Below are 17,028 nucleotides of genomic sequence, written 5' to 3' on the forward strand. Positions count from 1 at the left end.
ATCACCCCCACCGGGTAGCGCGTCCTCCACCAGGTGAACGGGCAGCGTGGGCGCGCCGGTCATGCCCCTGCCCTCGCGGTCGACTCCGTCGTGCCGGCCCACCCGTTGGCCAGCCCGACGGAGAACTGGATCGGCTTGCACACTCCGCCGTTGGACTTCTCCGCCGAGCAGGCCGTCAGCCCCACGTGCAGGTCCATCTCGGCGCGGACGACGAACCGGTCTCCTGCCACGGACGTGGGTGGGTCGATGTGGAGCTCGCCGTCGGGCTCCGGCCAGACGTTCATGAAGATGTTGAGGGTGGTGCCGATCTCGTCGGGACGCACCCCGAAGGGGGCCAACCCCGCCGACAGGTTCTCCAGGCAGCTCGGGTGGTAGGCGCCCTCGAACTCCGGGTAGAGCAGGTCGAAGGTCTCCTGGCTGCACGGGGTGAGGAGGAAGTCGTGCCTGCCGCAGGTGTCCTCGACGACGGTCAGCATCGGGCGGCTGCGGTTGCTGTAGAGGGTGTGCCCCGTCGTGAGGAAGATCGTGTTGGCGTAGTCGATCGTCCTGCCGCTGGACAGCTTCTCGTCGTGGTCGTCAGCGGCGAAGCAGAAGAGGTCGCTGACCTGTCCCCCCTGCGGGTCGACCACCGTCAGCACCTGCCCTGCCCGGAGGAGGAAGCCGGTGCCGGTCTGGGGGGCCAAGGTCGTCCGGTCGTTCACGTGGGGGTCTCCTCGTCGTCGAAGCTGGCCGGCGCCTCCCAGTCCTCGGGCACGGACCGCCCGGAGTACTGCCGGGCCTCCGAGCTACGGCCGTGGTCGGCGACCATCGGGTTGAGCGACCCCTGCAGCTGGGTGTCGCGGCGCCTGATCGTGTCACGCATCCGCTCGAACCGGTCCGAGGCGCGGAGCTCCTCGAACTGCTCGTGCAGGTTGAACACCAGCGTGGGCAACGGGGTGCGGCGAGCGATGCGCGAGGCCCCGGGATGCAGGCCGACGACGAAGAACGCGGTCCCGCCGACGCTGAACGCGAAGTGGGGGTTGTCGGGGTCGTCCGACACCCGGGGGTCCCACGGCTGACGGTCGGCCTCGTGCAGCAGCTCCAGCTGACGCCACAGGAGCCTCTCGAACTCCGGCTCGTCCGCCACGTCCGCCCCGCGAAACACCGCGACGAGGGAGGCGAACCCGGCGGTGCGGTCGGTGTGGTCCGCGAAGTCGGTCAGCGCTCGGAGCAGGGTTCGCGTGCTCGCGTCCGTGGCCAGCTGTTCCAGGACCACGACAGTCGCCCGGTCGCGGTTGAACACCGACCGCGCCCCGAGGCAGGGGTAGTCGGGGTGCAGCACCATCGCCTCCAGGCCCTGGGCGATCTCACCCGGAGGGGTCTGGGCGTCATGGGAGAGGGCGAGGTCCTCGAGCAGGTCGGGCAGCTCGGGCAGCTCGGGCAGCTCTGGGACCTCGTCGGCGGGTTGGGCCACGTCTCAGGACACGACCGCGTCGACGGCCTTCTTGAGCGCGCTGGGCTGGGCCGGGCTGCGTGGGGCCGTGCGCTTGGCCTCGAGCAACCGCGCGCCGAGGTCCTGGAGCTGGTTGCGTCCCAGCCCGTCGCGCACCTTCGGGAACCAGTCCTGCTCCTCCTCGTCCATGTGGTGCCGCACGCTCTCGATGAGGACGGTCGTCTTGGCCTCGAACCGCTCGTCACCCGGCTTCAGCGCGGCGAGCTCCATCACGAGCACGTCGGCCACGTGGTGCTCCTCGTACGACTCGAGCACGTCGTCCTCCAGCTGGGGCAGCAGGCGGCGCACCTCGGGGTACATCACCTCGTTCTCGATGTACGTGTGGACGGTGAGGAGCTCGATGACCTTCTTGACGATGGCCCCCTTGCGGGCGGGCGTGGTGCTCGCCTTCTCGAACTCGCGGAAGAGGGCGCGGACCTCTTTGTGGTCGTCGCGGAGGATGACGATGGCATCGGTGGACACAGGAGCTCCTGGCGTCGAGGGCCCGGCACGAGGGTGTTTCGCGCCGGTGTTCCTGCGTCCTACCCCGCCGTCACCGTGGCAAACCACGCCGGTCTGGTCTGGGCGACACGGGTTTCCTGAGCAGGCCCCGCCGCGATCAGGCCCCTCCGACGCCGTGGGCCTCCCCGACGGGACCCTGCGGGCCGTGTTCCAGGAGGAGCAGGTCGGCCATCGAGGCCGCCACCCCCACGAGCGCAGCGCCCATCGCCGCCTTGCCCACGAGCCCCATCTCGGCATGGCCGCGGCCGAAACCCGAGGAGTAGTAGAGCGTCAGGAGGAGCGCGAAGCCGCTCGACGCCATGATCACTCCCGGCACCCGCCGCTGGACACCCGATCGAGCGAGCGAGGCGCCGAGGAGCACGAGCCCGCAGCACACGGCCGTGTGTGACTGCAGCAGTCCCTGGAGCAGGGCGGTGACGCCCGCCCACCCGAGCCAGGCACCCGGGGCGAGGCCCTGGGCCAGCTGGTACCCGAGGACGGCCGTGCCGAGGAACACGAAGGTCGCCACGTCGAGCAGGGCGCCGACTGGCGACGGCAGGGCGATCTCACGGGCGTGCACGAACCAGTAGCCGAAGAAGCAGAGGCCTCCTACTGCGCCCGACGCCGGCGTGGCGCGTCGCAGGACGGCGAGCAGGCCGGAGCTTCCCATGGCCCGAACGTACGACGACACCTCGTCCGTGAGATCGTCCGATTTGCGTAGTCCGGGACGAGTCCCGGGGGCGTCCGGTCTCCCCGAGGGGTGACATGGCTGCTGCACCGACCGCTGCGGTACCGTGTGACCCATGGCACGGTCGCTGCTTCTTCCCGAGCCGCGTTGACGACCAGGACGCCGGTCCACGTCACCGCGGCCAACCCCTCCTGCGTGAGGGGTTCTTCTGTGTAACGGCCCAGTTCGTGCACGGCACTGTTGCGCAGGACGACCAGGGACGGCACGACCAACCGACGTGAGGATGAGATGAGCGAGACGCCGCACCGCTACACCGCAGAGCTGGCCCAGCAGATCGAGCTGGCCTGGCAGGACCGTTGKCAGGAGGAGGGCACCTTCCACGCGCCCAACCCCGCCGGTCCGTGGGCCGAGCCGGAGAAGGTTGCCGGTCGCGAGAAGCTGCTCGTCCTCGACATGTTCCCCTACCCGAGCGGCGCCGGGCTCCACGTCGGACACCCGCTGGGCTACATCGCGACCGACGTCTTCGCGCGCTACCACCGGATGACCGGCAAGAACGTGCTGCACTGCCTGGGCTACGACGCCTTCGGCCTGCCGGCCGAGCAGTATGCCGTGCAGACCGGGCAGCACCCGCGCAAGACGACCGAGGACAACATGGTCGTGATGAAGCGCCAGCTGCGCAGGCTGGGGTTGGGCCACGACGACCGGCGCACCATCGCCACCATCGACCCGGGCTACTACAAGTGGACGCAGTGGATCTTCACCCAGATCTACAACGCCTGGTACGACCCGGAGGCCGTGCGGCCCGACGGTGGCGTGGGCCGTGCCCGCCCGATCGCCGAGCTGGTCGCGCAGTTCGAGTCCGGGGCCCGGCCCACGCCCGACGGTCGCGACTGGTCTGCCCTGTCGCCGGCCGAGCGGTCCGAGGTCCTCGACGACCTGCGGCTCGCCTACACGTCACAGGCTCCGGTCAACTGGGCTCCCGGTCTGGGCACGGTGCTGTCCAACGAGGAGGTCACCAACGACGGACGCTCCGAGCGCGGCAACTTCCCGGTCTTCAAGACCAACCTGCGGCAGTGGATGATGCGCATCACCTCGTATGCCGACCGGCTGGCTGACGACCTCGACCGCGTCGACTGGCCGGAAAAGGTGAAGGCCATGCAGCGCAACTGGATCGGGCGCAGCCAGGGGGCGCGGGTCTCCTTCGCCGTGGACGGCACGGAGCAGCCGATCGAGGTCTTCACGACCCGACCCGACACGCTGTTCGGGGCCACCTTCATGGTGCTGGCGCCCGAGCACCCGCTGGTCGACGTCATCGTGCCGGAAGGCGGGTGGGCGCCCGACACCAACCCGGCGTGGACCGGTGGCGAGGCGACGCCGGGAGCCGCGGTCGCGGCATACCGGCTCGCGGCCTCGCGCAAGAGCGAGGTGGAGCGGCAGACCGAGGGCAAGGACAAGACCGGTGTGTCCACCGGCGCCTGGGCGACGAATCCCGTGAACGGACAACGAATCCCGGTGTTCATCGCCGACTACGTGCTGATGGGGTACGGCACCGGCGCCATCATGGCCGTGCCCGGTCAGGACCACCGCGACTGGGAGTTCGCCGAGCAGTTCGGGCTGCCGATCGTGCGGACGGTGCAGCCCTCCGAGGGGCACCCGGACGACGAGCCGTTCACCGGTGAGGGGCCGGCGATCAACTCCGCCAACGACGAGGTGTCGCTGGACGGGATGGGGGTGGCGGAGGCCAAGGCCGCCATCATCGAGTGGCTGTCGGACAAGGGTTTCGGCCAGCCGACGGTGAGCTACAAGCTGCGTGACTGGTTGTTCAGCCGCCAGCGCTACTGGGGCGAGCCGTTCCCCATCGTGTTCGACGAGGACGGCGTGAGCCACGCGGTGCCCGACTCGATGCTGCCCGTCGAGCTCCCCGACGTGCCGGACTACTCTCCCAAGACCTTCGAGCCCGACGACGCGAGCAGCCAGCCCGAGCCGCCGCTGGGTCGCGTCGAGGAGTGGGTCAACGTCGAGCTCGACCTGGGTGACGGCCGGGGCGTGCGCAAGTACCGCCGCGAGACCAACACGATGCCCAACTGGGCCGGGTCGTGCTGGTACTACCTGCGCTACCTGGACCCCGCCAACGACGCGGCCTTCGTCGACCCCGAGAACGAGGCCTACTGGATGGGCCCGCAGTCGACCCCGGTGGCCACCGCTCCTGAGGGGGTGGTCGACCCCGGTGGCGTCGACCTGTACATCGGTGGCGTCGAGCACGCGGTGCTGCACCTGCTCTACGCGCGCTTCTGGCACAAGGTGCTGCACGACCTGGGCCACCTGAGCAGCGACGAGCCGTTCCGCAAGTACTTCTCGCAGGGCTACATCCAGGCCGCGGCCTACCGCGACGACCGCGGCCAGCCGGTCGAGGCGTCCGAGGTCGTCGAGGTGACCGACCACGACAGCGGCGAGACCACCTACACGTGGAACGGCCAGCCGGTCACCCGTGAGTACGGCAAGATCGGCAAGTCGCTCAAGAACGTCGTCAGCCCCGACGAGATGTTCGAGCAGTACGGCGCCGACACGCTGCGGGTCTACGAGATGTCGATGGGCCCCCTGGAGCTGAGCAAGCCCTGGGAGACGCGTGCGGTCGTGGGCGCCCAGCGGTTCCTGCAGCGGTTGTGGCGCAACGTGGTCGACGAGGAGACCGGCGAGCTGCGCATCGTCGACGCGCCGCTGGACGACGCCACCGCCAGGATCCTGCACCGCACCATCGACGCGGTCTCGAAGGACTTCCCGACGCTGGGGTTCAACACCGCCATCGCCCGGCTGATCGAGCTGAACAACGCGCTGACCAAGCTCGACGCCGTGCCGCGGGAGGCCGCCGAGAAGCTGGTGGTCATGGTCGCGCCGCTGGCACCGCACATCGCCGAGGAGCTGTGGCAGCGACTGGGGCACCCCGAGTCGATCACCTTCGAGTCGTTCCCGGTGGCCGACCCGGCGCTGCTGGTGGAGGACACGGTGACCTGCGTCGTGCAGATCAAGGGCAAGGTGCGTGACCGCCTCGAGGTGCCGGCCGACATCAGCGAGGACGCCCTGCGCGAGCAGGTGCTGGCGCTGCCCAAGGTCGTCGCCGCGACCGAGGCGGGGATCCGCACCGTCATCGTGCGGGCCCCCAAGCTGGTCAACGTCGTCCCCCTCTGACGAGCTCCCTCGGCACGGCACGGCACCGATAGCCTGCGCAGGTGAGCGTCGCGATCGTCACTGACTCCACGGCATACCTGCCGGGCTCGGTCGTCGACGCCCACTCGATCCAGGTCGTGCCCTTGCACGTGGTCGTGGGCGGCACCGAGTTCAGCGAGGGCGTGGACATCACCACCGCGGAGGTCGCTGCGGCACTGCGGTCGTTCAAGCCCGTCTCCACGTCGCGGCCCTCACCGCAGGCGTTCCTCGACGCCTACGAGAAGGCCGCGGCCGGGGGAGCAGACGGGATCGTCTCGGTGCACATCTCCGCCGACATGTCGTCGACGGTCGAGTCCGCGCACCTCGCCGCGCAACAGTCGCCGGTGCCGGTCATGGTGGTCGACTCCCGTTCGCTGGGCATGGCGATGGGGTATGCCGTGCTGTCGGCTGCCGAGCTGGCCGAACGGGGCGGCTCGCTGGAAGACGTTGCAGCGCATGCTCGCTCGCGGGCCGAGGCGTCGACCGTGGTGTTCTACGTCGACACGCTCGAGCACCTGCGGCGCGGCGGACGCATCGGCTCGGCGTCGGCCTTCCTCGGCTCCGCCCTGGCCATCAAGCCCATCCTGGGGCTCGTCGACGGGCACATCAGGCCGCTGGAGAAGGTGCGCACGTCGTCGCGGGCCCTGGCCAGGCTCGAGGAGCTGGCACTGTCGGCGGTCGAGAAGGCGGGAGTGGCGGTCGACATCGCGGTCCACCACCTCGACTCGCAGTCGCGGGCTGACGACCTCGCGGCCAGGCTGACCACACGACTCGAGGCGCTCCCGCACGGCGGCGACGTGCGCGTCGTCGAGCTCGGTGCGGTCGTCGGCGCCCACGTGGGTCCGGGCACCATCGCGGTCGCCGTCTCGCCACGGCCCCAGCCATGACCGCTGTCGCGGACCTCTCGGCCGGCGACCTGGTCGAGGCGGCGCTGGCCTCAGTGGCAGCGTTCGTCATCGGGGCGGTGAACCCCGCGACGATCCTCGCGACGCTCCTCGGCAAGGACCTGCGCCATTCCGGGTCGGGCAACCCCGGTGCCACGAACGCGGGTCGGGTGCTGGGTACCCGTTGGGGAGTGGTCGTGGGGGTCCTCGACGTCCTCAAGGGGCTGGTCCCCGTGCTCGTCGCGCACCAGCTTTTCGGCACGCTGACGGCTCTGTGCGTCGGGCTGGCCGTGGTGCTCGGTCACATCTGGTCGCCCTTCCTGCGCGGGCAGGGTGGCAAGGGGGTCGCGACCTCGCTGGGCGCGATCCTCGCGGTGCAACCGTGGTTCGGGCTCGGGATGCTCGTCGTGTTCGCCGTGCTCGTCTGGCGCACCCGCTGGGTGGCGGGCGCCTCGGTGTCGGCGTGCCTCCTGCTGCTCCTCCTCGGCGTGCTCACGTGGGTGCGCTGGGTGCCCTTCGGCACGCGGGAGACCGGGGTCTGGTGCGTGCTCCTCGCCCTCGTGGTCATCTATCGGCACCGGCGCAACATCGAGCTCTGGGTCTCCGCGCGACGCGACGCCTCGTCCACAGGCTGAGGCTCCGGGTGGGGTCGTCCACAGGCCGCCGTCGACGTCCTGTCGAGGGGTGGCCGGGTTTCCTAGCGTGCCCGTATGCCGTCCCGTCGCCGATCGTCCGAGCCCTCCGCCCGCGTCCGGGCACTGCTGGAGTCCGTTGACAGCCGACGTGCTGCCGGGGCCGGTGCGGTGGTCGGTGCGGCGGGGGTCGGTGCGGCGGCCGCCTCGGCTGCGTCCGCCCCGCGGGCAGCAGGGGTGGTGCCGTGGCTGCCTGAGCGAGGCTGGGTCGAGACCCCGGCCGCGCCGAGCCGCCCGCAGCGGGGCGCCGGGGACGTGCGGCGACCTCGTCTACCGCTGGGGCGTCGAGCGGCCGGAGGCGAGTGGCGCTACGGCGAGGTGAGTCCTCCGGCCGGCGCCCCCGGGTCTCAGGGGCGTTCCCAGGGGCATTCCCAGGGGCGTGGGCAGCGGGCGGGCAGACACCGACGACCGACTCCTCCGAGGTCTCGTTTCCTCACGGTTCCTGAGTCACTGCGCGGCGCTCGGCTCAGCGGGCCACGGGCCGCGGCAGCGGGACTGGTGCTGGTGGTCCTGGTCGCCGCGCTGGCCTTCGGGGTGCGGGTCGCCTGGGCGAAGGCAGCCAGCACGCCCCAGGTGGTGGCTCCGTCGGCGACCGGGTCGGCGCTCAGCGCCCGGTCGACGGGCAGTGTCTTCGCGTCGTCGAGCACGGCGTCGGGGGGAGGCGGACCCCCCGGGGCTGCGACTGTCACCGTGCACGTGGTGGGTCAGGTCCTGCGGCCGGGAGTGTTCACCCTGCCTGCTGGTTCGAGGGTGGGCGACGTCGTGACCCGGGCCGGCGTGAAGAAGGGCGCGGACCTGGCGGCCATCAACCTCGCTCGACCGCTGGTCGACGGAGAACAGATCCACGTGCCCATGCCGGGCGAGGCGCTCGCTGGCGGGGCGGGAGGGCCCGGTTCCGCCGGGACCGGTGTAGCTGGGACCGGTGTCAGTGGGACTGTCGGCGCTGGGACTGGCGGCGCTGGAGCCGCGGGAGGGGGAGCGGGTGCCTCCGGCGGACGGGTGGACCTCAACTCGGCGACGGCAGCACAGCTCGAGGAGCTGCCGGGTGTCGGACCGGTGCTGGCGCAACGCATCATCGACTGGCGCACCGAGCACGGGCGGTTCGCCTCGGTCGACGAGCTGGGTGAGGTGAGCGGCATCGGGGAGAAGATCTTCGCGGAGCTCCAGCCCAGGGTGACGGTGTGACCCGGCGCCGGGCGGCGGACGACGACACGATCCCCGCGCACCTGCTCGACCTGCGGCTCCTGGTTCCTGCGCTCCTGGCCTGGGCTGTCTGCGCAGCCACCCTCGGGCAACGACCGTGGGTGCTGGCTTCGCTCGCCGGGTCCTGCCTCGCCGTGGCCGTGGTCGTGCTCTGGTCGGCACCACTGGCACGCTTGACGCCGTTCGACCGGGGGGACGCCCCGACGGCCCTCGTGCTGGCAGCCGTTGCGTTCGTGCTGGCCTCGTCCGCGGGCCACGGCGCGCTGCGGGAGGCCGGCCCGGTGCGGGCCCTGGCGGGCCAGCACGCCATGGTCCAGCTCACGGGGGTCGTCAGCAAGGACCCCGTCGTCGTCGGTGGTCGGCGCCTGGACGGCGCGACCGTGAGGCTGACCCTCCGGGTGCAAGAGGTCACCGGTCGGGGGAAGCGCGCCCAGGTGTCCACTCCCGTGCTCGTCATCGGCGACGCGTCATGGGAGCGGGTGCGCTGGCACGAGCGGGTCACGGTGAAGGGCACCCTGCTGGAGTCCGGGCCGGGCGACGACGTCGTGGCCGTCCTGAGGCCGCGCGGCGCACCCCGGCCCGTCTCGCCGCCGGGAGTCGTCGCCCGCGCCGCCGAGCACCTGCGCGCAGGTCTGCGTGACGCGGCAGCGACCCTGCCCCCGGATGCGAGGGGGCTGCTCCCCGCCCTGGTGATCGGGGACACCAGTCGTACCCCGCCCGACCTGACCGACGCGATGCTCGCCACCGGCATGACCCACCTCTCGGCCGTCTCGGGCAGCAACGTGGCCATCGTCCTGGCGTTCGCGCTCGGCGGATCGGCACTGTTCGGCGTCGGTCGGCGCTGGCGGCCGGTGGTCGCGGTCGTAGTCCTCGCGGGCTTCGTCGTCCTCGCCCGTCCCGAGCCGAGCGTCGTGCGGGCCGCGGCGATGGGGACCATCGGGCTGGTCGGGCTGAGCCGCTCCAGGCGGGCGGCCGGCATCCCGGTGCTCTCGGCGGCAGTGATCGTGCTCCTCGTGGTCGACCCCTGGCTGAGCCGCTCCTACGGCTTCGCGCTCTCGACCCTCGCCACGCTCGGCCTGCTGCTCTTCACTCGCACGTGGGGCGACGCAGTCGGTCGGAGGCTGCCACGACCGATCAGGTCGTGGGGGCCGTCGATCGCGATCCCCGTGGCGGCCCAGGCCATGTGCGCTCCGGTGGTAGTGCTCCTCCAGGGTTCGGTCTCCGTCGTCGGGATCCTCGCCAACCTGCTGGCAGCGCCACTGGTCGCGCCCGCCACCGTGGCGGGTGTCTCGGCGGCGGGCCTCGCACCGTTCTGGCCGTTCGGCGCCCGCCTGCTGTGCTGGGTCGGGGCGCTCCCGGCGCTCGGCATCGCCGCGGTGGCGCGCACGTGCGCGACCATCCCGGGTGGCACGGTGCCCTGGCCGGATGGCGCCTGGGGAGCGGTGCTGCTCACCCTCATCACCCTCCTGCTGCTCCTGAGCGGCCGGTGGTGGGCGGCCCGGGTGCGCCTCCACCCGGTGCTCGCGGCGGGGGTAGTTCTGCTGGCGATCGCCGCCACGGTGCCGACCTCGGCGGTCACTTGGCCGCCCGATGGGTGGCGGTTCGTGGCGTGCGACGTGGGGCAGGGAGACGCGTTGGTCCTCGCGACCACCCCGGGCCACGCGGTGCTGGTCGACGCCGGTCCCGAGCCCGCGAGCGTGAACGCCTGCCTGCGACGGCTCGGCGTGCGGGTGCTCGACGCCGTGGTCCTCAGCCATTTCCACGCCGACCACGTCGACGGGCTTCCCGGCGTCCTGTCCGGCCGCGAGGTGCACGAGATCCTCGCCACCCCGGTGCGCGAACCGGCCTACCAGTGGTCGCAGGTGCAGGCGCAGGCCCGGGCCCGCGGCATACCGATCCGTGACGTCGTCGCGGGCGACCACCTGAGCTGGCCCGGGGTGACCGCCGACGCCTGGTGGCCCGCTCGCCGCATTGCCGCGGGTTCGGTGCCCAACAACGCCAGCGTCGTCCTCGCCGTGCGTGCGGGCCCGGTCGACCTGCTCCTGCTCGGCGACGTCGAACGCGAGGCGGCTCATGCGCTGCTGCTACAGCTGCGCCGCGACCCGGCGATGGCTGCGCAGTCGGCTGGGTTCGACGTGGTCAAGGTGGCCCACCACGGGTCGGGCAACCTCGACGAGGACCTCATGGCTGAGGTGCGCGCACCCGTCGGGGTGATCAGGGTGGGGAAGGACAACGACTACGGACACCCCTCACCCAAGGCGCTGGAAGTGTTGCGCCGCAACGGGTATGCCGTGCTGCGCACCGACCAGCGCGGCGACGTGGCGGTCGTCGCCGTGGATGACGACGTCGGCGTCACCTGGCGCCGGCGCTGAGGGCGCGTCCGTGCGGAAGGCGCAGGTCCGCCGTACCGGAACACCGCGCAGGACGTGCCGGGCAGCAACGCCTAGCGGGTCAGGAGCTGGCGAGGACCCGGGGCTTGGCCTTGGCGGCCTCGACGAGCGCGTCGATGGTGGCCTGCACGGCCGGGACGCGCTGGAGGTCGGCGGTGGTGACGACGCTGACGGACCTGCGCGAGGCGGGGTTGATCGGCAGCGTGACGACGTCGTGGTGGTGGGCAGTGCGCAGGATGAGGTCGGGGATCAGGGCGACCCCGAGTCCTTCGGCCACCAGGCCGAGCACCGCGACGTAGTCCTCGGTCTCGAAGCCGACGTGGGGGGAGAAGCCGGCGTTCGCGCACATCTGGAGCAGGTGCCCGCGACAGCGGGGACACCCGGCGATCCAGTTCTCCTGGGCGAGCGCAGACAGCTCGACCATCTCCTCCGTCGCCAGCGGGTGCGCGCGGGGGAGCGCGAGGCGCACCTCGTCGTCGAGCAGCTTGTGGGTGACGAAGAGGTCCATGTCCTCCTCGCCGCGGCCGACGTCGGTGCCCTCGTAGGCGAACGCGACCGCGAGGTCGCATTCGCCGGCCTTCAGCGCGGCCAGCGACTCAGGGGGCTCGGCCTCGGTGAAGGTGACCTGCACGTCGGGGAACCGCTGCTTGACCAGCGCCAGGGCCCGGGGCACGAGCGTGGCGGAGCTCGACGGGAAGGCCATCAGCCGCACGCGCCCGGCCCGCAAGCCGGCGATCGCGGCGACCTCCTCCTCGGCCGCGTCGAGGGCCGCCAGCACCGCGACCGCGTGCCGCGCCAGCACCTGACCGGCTTCGGTGAGGCGGACGTTGCGCCCGACCCGCTCGACGAGCACGGTGCCGGTGCGCTGCTCCAGGCGGCGGACCATCTGCGAGATGGCCGGCTGGGAGTAGCCGAGGGCGAGGGCGGCGCCGGTGAAGCTGCCTTCGTCGGAGATGGCCTTCATGACACGGAGACCTGCGGCGTCGATCATGGACAAAGCATAACGGCTTGTTATCAAGATCGTTAGTTCTTGAGTGGATCGTGATGGGTGTGGCTGTCCTCGTCGCCGCACCGGTCGACGGGCAGGTGTCACCCGGCTCTGCTTTCATCGACCACGATGAAGCCCGAGCAGACCTCCACCACCCATGCCACCGAGGGCGACCCCCTCGGTCCCGACGACCCGGCTCCAGCAGGGGCACGCGTCGAGCACCCCGCGTCGGCGGCCGGACGACGTGGTGCGGCCCTGTGCCTGTCCGGTGGCGGTTACCGTGCCGCGCTCTTCCACCTCGGGGCGGTCCGACGGCTCAACGAGCTGGGCGTGCTGGCCCAGCTCGCCACCGTGAGCGGCGTCTCGGGTGGGTCGATCGTCGCCAACCTCCTCGCCGACCCCGGGCTGGAGTTCCCCACCCGTGACGGAGCACCTCGGGCAGGGGCCGGGGTCGTCGTCGGCGGTTTCGAGGAGCTCGTCGCCGCGCCGCTGGCCAGGCTGACCTCGCGCAACATCCGCACCCCGGCGCTGCTGTCGAGGGCCAAGCCGTGGAAGTGGTTCGCCCGCGACGCTGCCATCCGGGCCCTGGCCGACGAGCTCGCAGAGGTGGTGCCGTGGTGGTCGAAGCCGCTGCGCGRCAACGCCGTCGCCGGTCCCGCGGTCATCACCGGCGCCACGGAGATCGGGTACGGCGTCGACTGGGTGTTCGAGGACCCCACGGCCCACCGGCCCCACGGCCGGGTCGGCGACTACCGCCTCGGGTATGCCGCGCCCCCCACCTCCCTGCGGATGGCCGACGTCGTCGCGGCGTCGTGCGCCTTCCCACCGTTCTTCGCGCCGATGGTGCTGGACGGTGAGGCCCTGCACCTCACCGGTGGGCACCAGGGGCTGGAGTCCGACGAGGAACGTGCCTCGATCGTGCGCCGCATCCGGCTCACCGACGGTGGGGTGTACGACAACCTGGGGCTCGAACCGGTCTGGAAACGGCACGCCACCGTGCTGGTCAGCGACGGCGGCGGCGTGTTCCGGGCCCGCACCGAACGCACCGTCCTCGGCCGCACGCTGCGCATCCTCGGCATCGCCACCAACGGCGGCCAGTCGGTGCGGAGCCGGTGGCTGCAGGCGAGCTACGCCCGCGGGGTCCTGCACGGCACGTCGTGGGCGCTCGACACGGTGGTCGACGGGTGCTACCCCCGCCAGACCACCGAGCTGATCAACGCGGTCCGCACCGACCTCGACGCGTTCAGCACCGCGGAGCAGCACGTCCTCGAGCGCCACGGCTACCTCATCGCCGACGCCCAGGTGAGGACCCACTGTCCGGAGCTGGTCACCCGTGACGTCCCCCCGGATCCTCCGCACCCCGAGGTGGCCGACCCGGCGGTCGCGTCTGCCGCCCTGGCCGACTCCGCCAAGCGCCGCCTCCTGGGTCGGTCCTGACCGCTCGAGACCGGTCCGGCGCGCCGACGTACCCTTGCACCGTGAGCACGACCAGCCCCGCGAGCACGACGAGCGCCGTAACGAGGACAGCCCCGTGACCAGGACAGCCCCGTGACCAGTCCTGCCCTGCCGGGCGCCGAGCGCGATGCTGACGCCACCACGAGGCAGGACGCACGGCTCGACGCCGTGGCAGCTCTCTTCGAACGCGGCAACGTTCTTGTGCTCACCGGCGCGGGCATCTCCACCGACTCGGGGATCCCCGACTACCGCGGCCCGGACGGCACCCGCCGCGTCACGCCCATGCAGTACTCCGAGTTCCTCGGGTCGTCGCAGGCCAGACAGCGCTACTGGGCCCGCAGCTACGTCGGCTGGCAGCGCTTCAACCTGGCCAGGCCGAACGCCGGTCACGACGCCGTCGCCCGCCTCCAGCAGCGTGGCCTGGTCGGGCCGGTCATCACCCAGAACGTCGACGGCCTGCACCAACAAGCCGGCGCCACCGACGTGGAGGAGCTGCACGGCTCGCTGGCCCGGGTCGTCTGCCTGACGTGTGGCGACCGGTCCTCCCGGTGGGACCTCGACGACCGCATGCGTGCGGCCAACCCCACCTACACGGTGACCAGCGACGAGATCCGGCCCGACGGTGACATCGTCCTCAACGAGCTCGACGTCGACGCCTTCCGCACCCCGCTCTGTCTCGTCTGCGGGCACGACACCCTCAAGCCCGATGTCGTCTTCTTCGGTGAGTCGGTGCCGAAACCGTTGGTGGAGAAGTGTTTCCGGCTCACCGAGGAGGCCAGCGCGCTCGTCGTGCTGGGGTCGAGCCTCAAAGTCATGAGCGGCTACCGCTTCGTCCGGCGTGCGGCCGCCCTCGACATCCCGGTCGCGATCATCACCCGTGGGCCCACCCGTGGAGACGCAGAGGCCTCGGTGCAGGTCGACGCGCCGCTGGCCCCGACCCTCACGGCACTGCTCACCCGGTTGGCCGCCTAGCCACGAGCACGACGTCGATGGCATCGCCGTCCTCGGTGGGGCGCACGTACTCCTCGCACCGCTCGATGCCCAGGTCGCCCGCGGCCTCGCGCAGCTGGTCGGGGGTGTGCAGGAGGGCCGGGTCGGACGGGCCGCCGACGCCTTCGGTGAGGTTGCGCAGGCCGTGACCGACCACCACGAGCGCGCCACCCGGTGCCAGCCAGCCCCGGGTCCGCGAGATGACGTCGGACGGCAGGTGCAGGTAGGACACCAGCACCAGGTCGTAGAGCACGTGCGGTGCCGGGTGCCACGACCGGGCATCGGCGACGACCCAGTCGACCCGCAGGCCGCGGCGGGTCGACTCCTTCTCGCCCTTGGCGAGCCCGACCGACGAGAAGTCGACGGCCGTCACCCGCCAGCCCAGCGCGGCGAGCCACACGGCGTGGCGCCCCTCACCGGCCCCGAGGTCGAGGGCCCGACCCGGTGACCAGTCGCCCACGATCCGCTCCACCTCGGCATTCGGGGTCGCGCTCCAGACGTGCTCGTGCGCGGCATACCGCTCGTCCCAGAGGGCCTGGCGGTCCGTGGGGGTGCCGCGGTCCGGGTCCGGCAGGTCGGGCCGATCGGTCGATCCGTGCCGGTCGGAGTGCTGGTGGCCGTCGCTCATCCCCCTAGCATCGCCGATATGAGCAGCCCCGTCCCTGCCGAGCACCCCCCAACCGTCGTGCGCGACGCGGTATCGGCCGATCTGCCGGCGATGGCCGCCATCTACGACGAGCAGGTGCGCACCTCGCTGGCGACCTTCGACACCGAGCCGCGCGGCGCGGCATACCTCGGCGAGAAGCTCGCGGCCGTCGGCGACGGCAACATCGTGCTGGTCGCCTGCACGGCGGAGGGCGAGCTGCTCGGCTACGCCTTCTCCGGCCCGTTCCGCCCGCGGCCCGCCTACGCGGGCTCCAAGGAGGTGTCGGTCTACCTCGCGGAGTCGGCGCGTGGTCGCGGGCTCGCCCGCCCCCTGTATGCCGCGCTGCTGGCCCGGCTCGACGCCGCACCCGGGGTGCACACCCAGGTGGCGGTGATCGCGTTGCCGAACGACGCGAGCGTGGCCCTGCACGTGGCGTGCGGGTTCGAACGCGTGGGGATCCTGCGAGAGGTGGGGCACAAGTTCGGTCGTTACGTCGATACGGCGTGGTACCAACGGATGAGCCCGCCGCATTAGGGCTGGCGTGTCGCGCCGCCTCTTGGCACCCTCGGAACTGCACCCCTGTCGCAGGCTGTGGAGGTTCGGAGATGGGCGCCATCGGAGCTGGGCCGTTCGAGAACGACGACGCGCTGGACTTCCTCGACGAGCTCGAGGAAGCGGAGCAGGAGGCGCGACGCACCAAGGTCGAGAAGGCGCTCGTGCGGGTGGTGCGCGCGTCGGGGTACATCGAGGCACCGACCATGTCGGAGGCGGTTGCGGCCGCCGCCGTGGTGGCCGCCTGTGACGACTTCGAGTCCGTGGTCGGGGAGCGGAACGTGCCGCGCTGGCTCGACGAGGACCCCATCGAGGTCGACGAGCGCCTCGAGGAGCTGGCGACCCAGGCCTTGCACCGCGCGCTGAAGTCCGACGACAACGAGCTGTGGGAGCTCTGGGCCGACGGGGATGGCGGGGAGCGGTTCGCCACCAAGGTCACCCACCTGCTCGACGCCCTGGGTGACTGAGCCGACCTGATCCGACCCGGCGCCCCATGCCGGACACGCGCCGGACACGCGTGTGCCGCGGCACGCCCGAGGCGCGCCGCGGCACACGGTGCAGCCGGCACCTGAGGGTCGAGGTCAGATGCGGCGCAACACCGCGGTGACCTTGCCGAGGATGGTGGCGTGGTCTCCGTCGATGGGGTCGAACGCGGCGTTGTGCGGCATCAGCCACACCTTGCCGTCCTTGCGCTTGAAGGTCTTCACGGTGGCCTCGTTGTCGAGCATCGCAGCGACGATGTCACCGTTGTCCGCGCTGGGCTGCTGCCGCACGACGACCCAGTCGCCGTCGCAGATCGCGGCCTCGATCATCGAGTCACCGACGACCTGCAGGAGGAAGAGCTGGCCCTCGCCGACGATCTGGCGGGGGAGCGGGAACACGTCCTCGACGGTCTCCTCGGCCAGGATCGGCACGCCCGCCGCGATGCGACCGAGCACTGGCACGTAGGAGGCCTCCGGCCGCTGGTCGTTGACGCCGGTCTCGTCGTAGGTGGCGGTCTCGTCCTCGACGCTCGCGCCGCCGCGGTAGCCCCGCATGTCGGCGGGGGAGTCGGGAGAGACGACCTCGATGGCCCGCGGCCGGTTGGGGTCACGGCGCAGGAAGCCCTTGCGCTCCAGGGTGGACAGCTGGTGGGCGACGGAGCTGGGGGAGGTGAGCCCCACGGCCTCGCCGATCTCCCGCAGGCTCGGGGGGTAGCCGCGCCGGTCCACCGAGTTGCGGATCACCTCGAGCACCCGCCGCTGCCGGACGGTGAGCCCGTCACCGCGATCGCGGTCGGGCAGTTCCTTGACGTTGTCGTCGCTCATGCCGCTTCCTCACTTGAGCAGGTACAGGGACGGGTGCAGGTGCCGGTGGTGCAGGTG

Annotated in this window: 16 protein-coding genes; 9 read left to right on the forward strand and 7 right to left on the reverse strand. The window is 71.7% G+C overall.

Annotation, left to right across the window (positions count from 1 at the left end; translation table 11 throughout):
- Nucleotides 1–59: 59 nt before the first annotated feature.
- The 4 genes from AC1DX8_RS05560 to AC1DX8_RS05575 form a co-directional block, all read right to left on the reverse strand.
- Nucleotides 60–701 (reverse strand): DUF1989 domain-containing protein, encoded by a 642-nt coding sequence (locus tag AC1DX8_RS05560; protein WP_477628921.1) that lies wholly within the window; start codon nucleotides 699–701, stop codon nucleotides 60–62.
- Nucleotides 698–1,453 carry a guanitoxin biosynthesis heme-dependent pre-guanitoxin N-hydroxylase GntA gene (gene gntA, locus AC1DX8_RS05565; RefSeq protein WP_477628922.1) on the reverse strand — a complete coding sequence of 252 codons (756 nt, stop codon included), beginning with the start codon at nucleotides 1,451–1,453 and terminating at the stop codon, nucleotides 698–700. Before gntA ends, AC1DX8_RS05560 begins: the two co-directional genes overlap by 4 nt.
- A gap of 3 nt (nucleotides 1,454–1,456) precedes the next feature.
- A complete protein-coding gene (locus AC1DX8_RS05570) occupies nucleotides 1,457–1,954 on the reverse strand; it encodes a hemerythrin domain-containing protein (protein ID WP_477628923.1) in 498 nt (165 codons plus the stop codon).
- Nucleotides 1,955–2,090: 136 nt separating this feature from the next.
- Nucleotides 2,091–2,642: a hypothetical protein gene (locus AC1DX8_RS05575; protein WP_477628924.1), complete on the reverse strand. Its 552-nt coding sequence runs from the start codon at nucleotides 2,640–2,642 to the stop codon at nucleotides 2,091–2,093.
- A 306-nt stretch (nucleotides 2,643–2,948) separates the two neighbouring features.
- On the opposite strand from AC1DX8_RS05575, the gene leuS reads away from it, so the two are divergent.
- The 5 genes from leuS (at nucleotide 2,949) to AC1DX8_RS05600 (ending at nucleotide 11,015) form a co-directional block, all read left to right on the forward strand.
- A complete protein-coding gene (leuS, locus tag AC1DX8_RS05580; protein WP_477628925.1) occupies nucleotides 2,949–5,846 on the forward strand; it encodes a leucine--tRNA ligase in 2,898 nt (965 codons plus the stop codon).
- Nucleotides 5,847–5,887: 41 nt separating this feature from the next.
- Complete coding sequence (locus AC1DX8_RS05585) at nucleotides 5,888–6,751, forward strand: DegV family protein (RefSeq protein WP_477628926.1); 864 nt, start codon at nucleotides 5,888–5,890, stop codon at nucleotides 6,749–6,751.
- Nucleotides 6,748–7,383 carry a glycerol-3-phosphate 1-O-acyltransferase PlsY gene (plsY, locus tag AC1DX8_RS05590; protein WP_477628927.1) on the forward strand — a complete coding sequence of 212 codons (636 nt, stop codon included), beginning with the start codon at nucleotides 6,748–6,750 and terminating at the stop codon, nucleotides 7,381–7,383. Before AC1DX8_RS05585 ends, plsY begins: the two co-directional genes overlap by 4 nt.
- Before the next feature lie 555 nt (nucleotides 7,384–7,938).
- The gene (locus AC1DX8_RS05595) at nucleotides 7,939–8,625 is read left to right on the forward strand and encodes a ComEA family DNA-binding protein (RefSeq protein WP_477628928.1); all 687 of its coding nucleotides are present in this window, start codon (nucleotides 7,939–7,941) and stop codon (nucleotides 8,623–8,625) included.
- Entirely contained in the window at nucleotides 8,622–11,015 is a 2,394-nt protein-coding gene (locus AC1DX8_RS05600; RefSeq protein ID WP_477628929.1) for a ComEC/Rec2 family competence protein, read from the forward strand. The genes AC1DX8_RS05595 and AC1DX8_RS05600 overlap by 4 nt, the downstream gene beginning before the upstream one ends.
- A 79-nt stretch (nucleotides 11,016–11,094) precedes the next feature.
- Here AC1DX8_RS05600 and AC1DX8_RS05605 read toward each other — a convergent pair whose 3' ends face one another.
- On the reverse strand, nucleotides 11,095–12,024 hold the full coding sequence (locus AC1DX8_RS05605; protein WP_477628930.1) for a LysR family transcriptional regulator: 930 nt from the start codon (nucleotides 12,022–12,024) through the stop codon (nucleotides 11,095–11,097).
- A gap of 126 nt (nucleotides 12,025–12,150) precedes the next feature.
- Here AC1DX8_RS05605 and AC1DX8_RS05610 point away from each other — a divergent pair, with 126 nt between their 5' ends.
- Nucleotides 12,151–13,458 carry a patatin-like phospholipase family protein gene (locus AC1DX8_RS05610; protein ID WP_477628931.1) on the forward strand — a complete coding sequence of 436 codons (1,308 nt, stop codon included), beginning with the start codon at nucleotides 12,151–12,153 and terminating at the stop codon, nucleotides 13,456–13,458.
- Between the two features lie 111 nt (nucleotides 13,459–13,569).
- Nucleotides 13,570–14,448, forward strand: coding sequence for an NAD-dependent protein deacetylase (locus tag AC1DX8_RS05615; protein ID WP_477628932.1), 879 nt, complete (start codon nucleotides 13,570–13,572; stop codon nucleotides 14,446–14,448).
- Here the strand turns inward: AC1DX8_RS05615 and AC1DX8_RS05620 are convergent.
- On the reverse strand, nucleotides 14,429–15,094 hold the full coding sequence (locus tag AC1DX8_RS05620; protein WP_477628933.1) for a class I SAM-dependent methyltransferase: 666 nt from the start codon (nucleotides 15,092–15,094) through the stop codon (nucleotides 14,429–14,431). The genes AC1DX8_RS05615 and AC1DX8_RS05620 overlap by 20 nt on opposite strands.
- A gap of 18 nt (nucleotides 15,095–15,112) precedes the next feature.
- Here AC1DX8_RS05620 and AC1DX8_RS05625 point away from each other — a divergent pair, with 18 nt between their 5' ends.
- Together AC1DX8_RS05625 and AC1DX8_RS05630 are read left to right on the forward strand one after the other, a co-directional pair.
- Complete coding sequence (locus tag AC1DX8_RS05625) at nucleotides 15,113–15,646, forward strand: N-acetyltransferase family protein (RefSeq protein WP_477628934.1); 534 nt, start codon at nucleotides 15,113–15,115, stop codon at nucleotides 15,644–15,646.
- A 71-nt stretch (nucleotides 15,647–15,717) separates the two neighbouring features.
- A complete protein-coding gene (locus AC1DX8_RS05630; RefSeq protein WP_477628935.1) occupies nucleotides 15,718–16,131 on the forward strand; it encodes a DUF4259 domain-containing protein in 414 nt (137 codons plus the stop codon).
- A 114-nt stretch (nucleotides 16,132–16,245) separates the two neighbouring features.
- On the opposite strand, the gene lexA is transcribed toward AC1DX8_RS05630, so the two are convergent.
- A complete protein-coding gene (lexA, locus tag AC1DX8_RS05635) occupies nucleotides 16,246–16,971 on the reverse strand; it encodes a transcriptional repressor LexA (RefSeq protein WP_057377792.1) in 726 nt (241 codons plus the stop codon).
- Between the last annotated feature and the right edge of the window lie 57 nt (nucleotides 16,972–17,028).

This window comes from Pedococcus sp. P2_A3 (assembly GCF_056405035.1).

What these genes read in the sequence shown, in the direction of transcription:
- AC1DX8_RS05575 (WP_477628924.1), bottom strand. Translation starts at nt 2,642, where the DNA reads ATGGGAAGCTCCGGCCTGCTCGCCGTCCTGCGACGCGCCACGCCGGCG.
- plsY (WP_477628927.1), top strand. Translation starts at nt 6,748, where the DNA reads ATGACCGCTGTCGCGGACCTCTCGGCCGGCGACCTGGTCGAGGCGGCG.
- AC1DX8_RS05605 (WP_477628930.1), bottom strand. Translation starts at nt 12,024, where the DNA reads ATGATCGACGCCGCAGGTCTCCGTGTCATGAAGGCCATCTCCGACGAA.
- AC1DX8_RS05620 (WP_477628933.1), bottom strand. Translation starts at nt 15,094, where the DNA reads ATGAGCGACGGCCACCAGCACTCCGACCGGCACGGATCGACCGATCGG.
- AC1DX8_RS05625 (WP_477628934.1), top strand. Translation starts at nt 15,113, where the DNA reads ATGAGCAGCCCCGTCCCTGCCGAGCACCCCCCAACCGTCGTGCGCGAC.
- AC1DX8_RS05630 (WP_477628935.1), top strand. Translation starts at nt 15,718, where the DNA reads ATGGGCGCCATCGGAGCTGGGCCGTTCGAGAACGACGACGCGCTGGAC.
- lexA (WP_057377792.1), bottom strand. Translation starts at nt 16,971, where the DNA reads ATGAGCGACGACAACGTCAAGGAACTGCCCGACCGCGATCGCGGTGAC.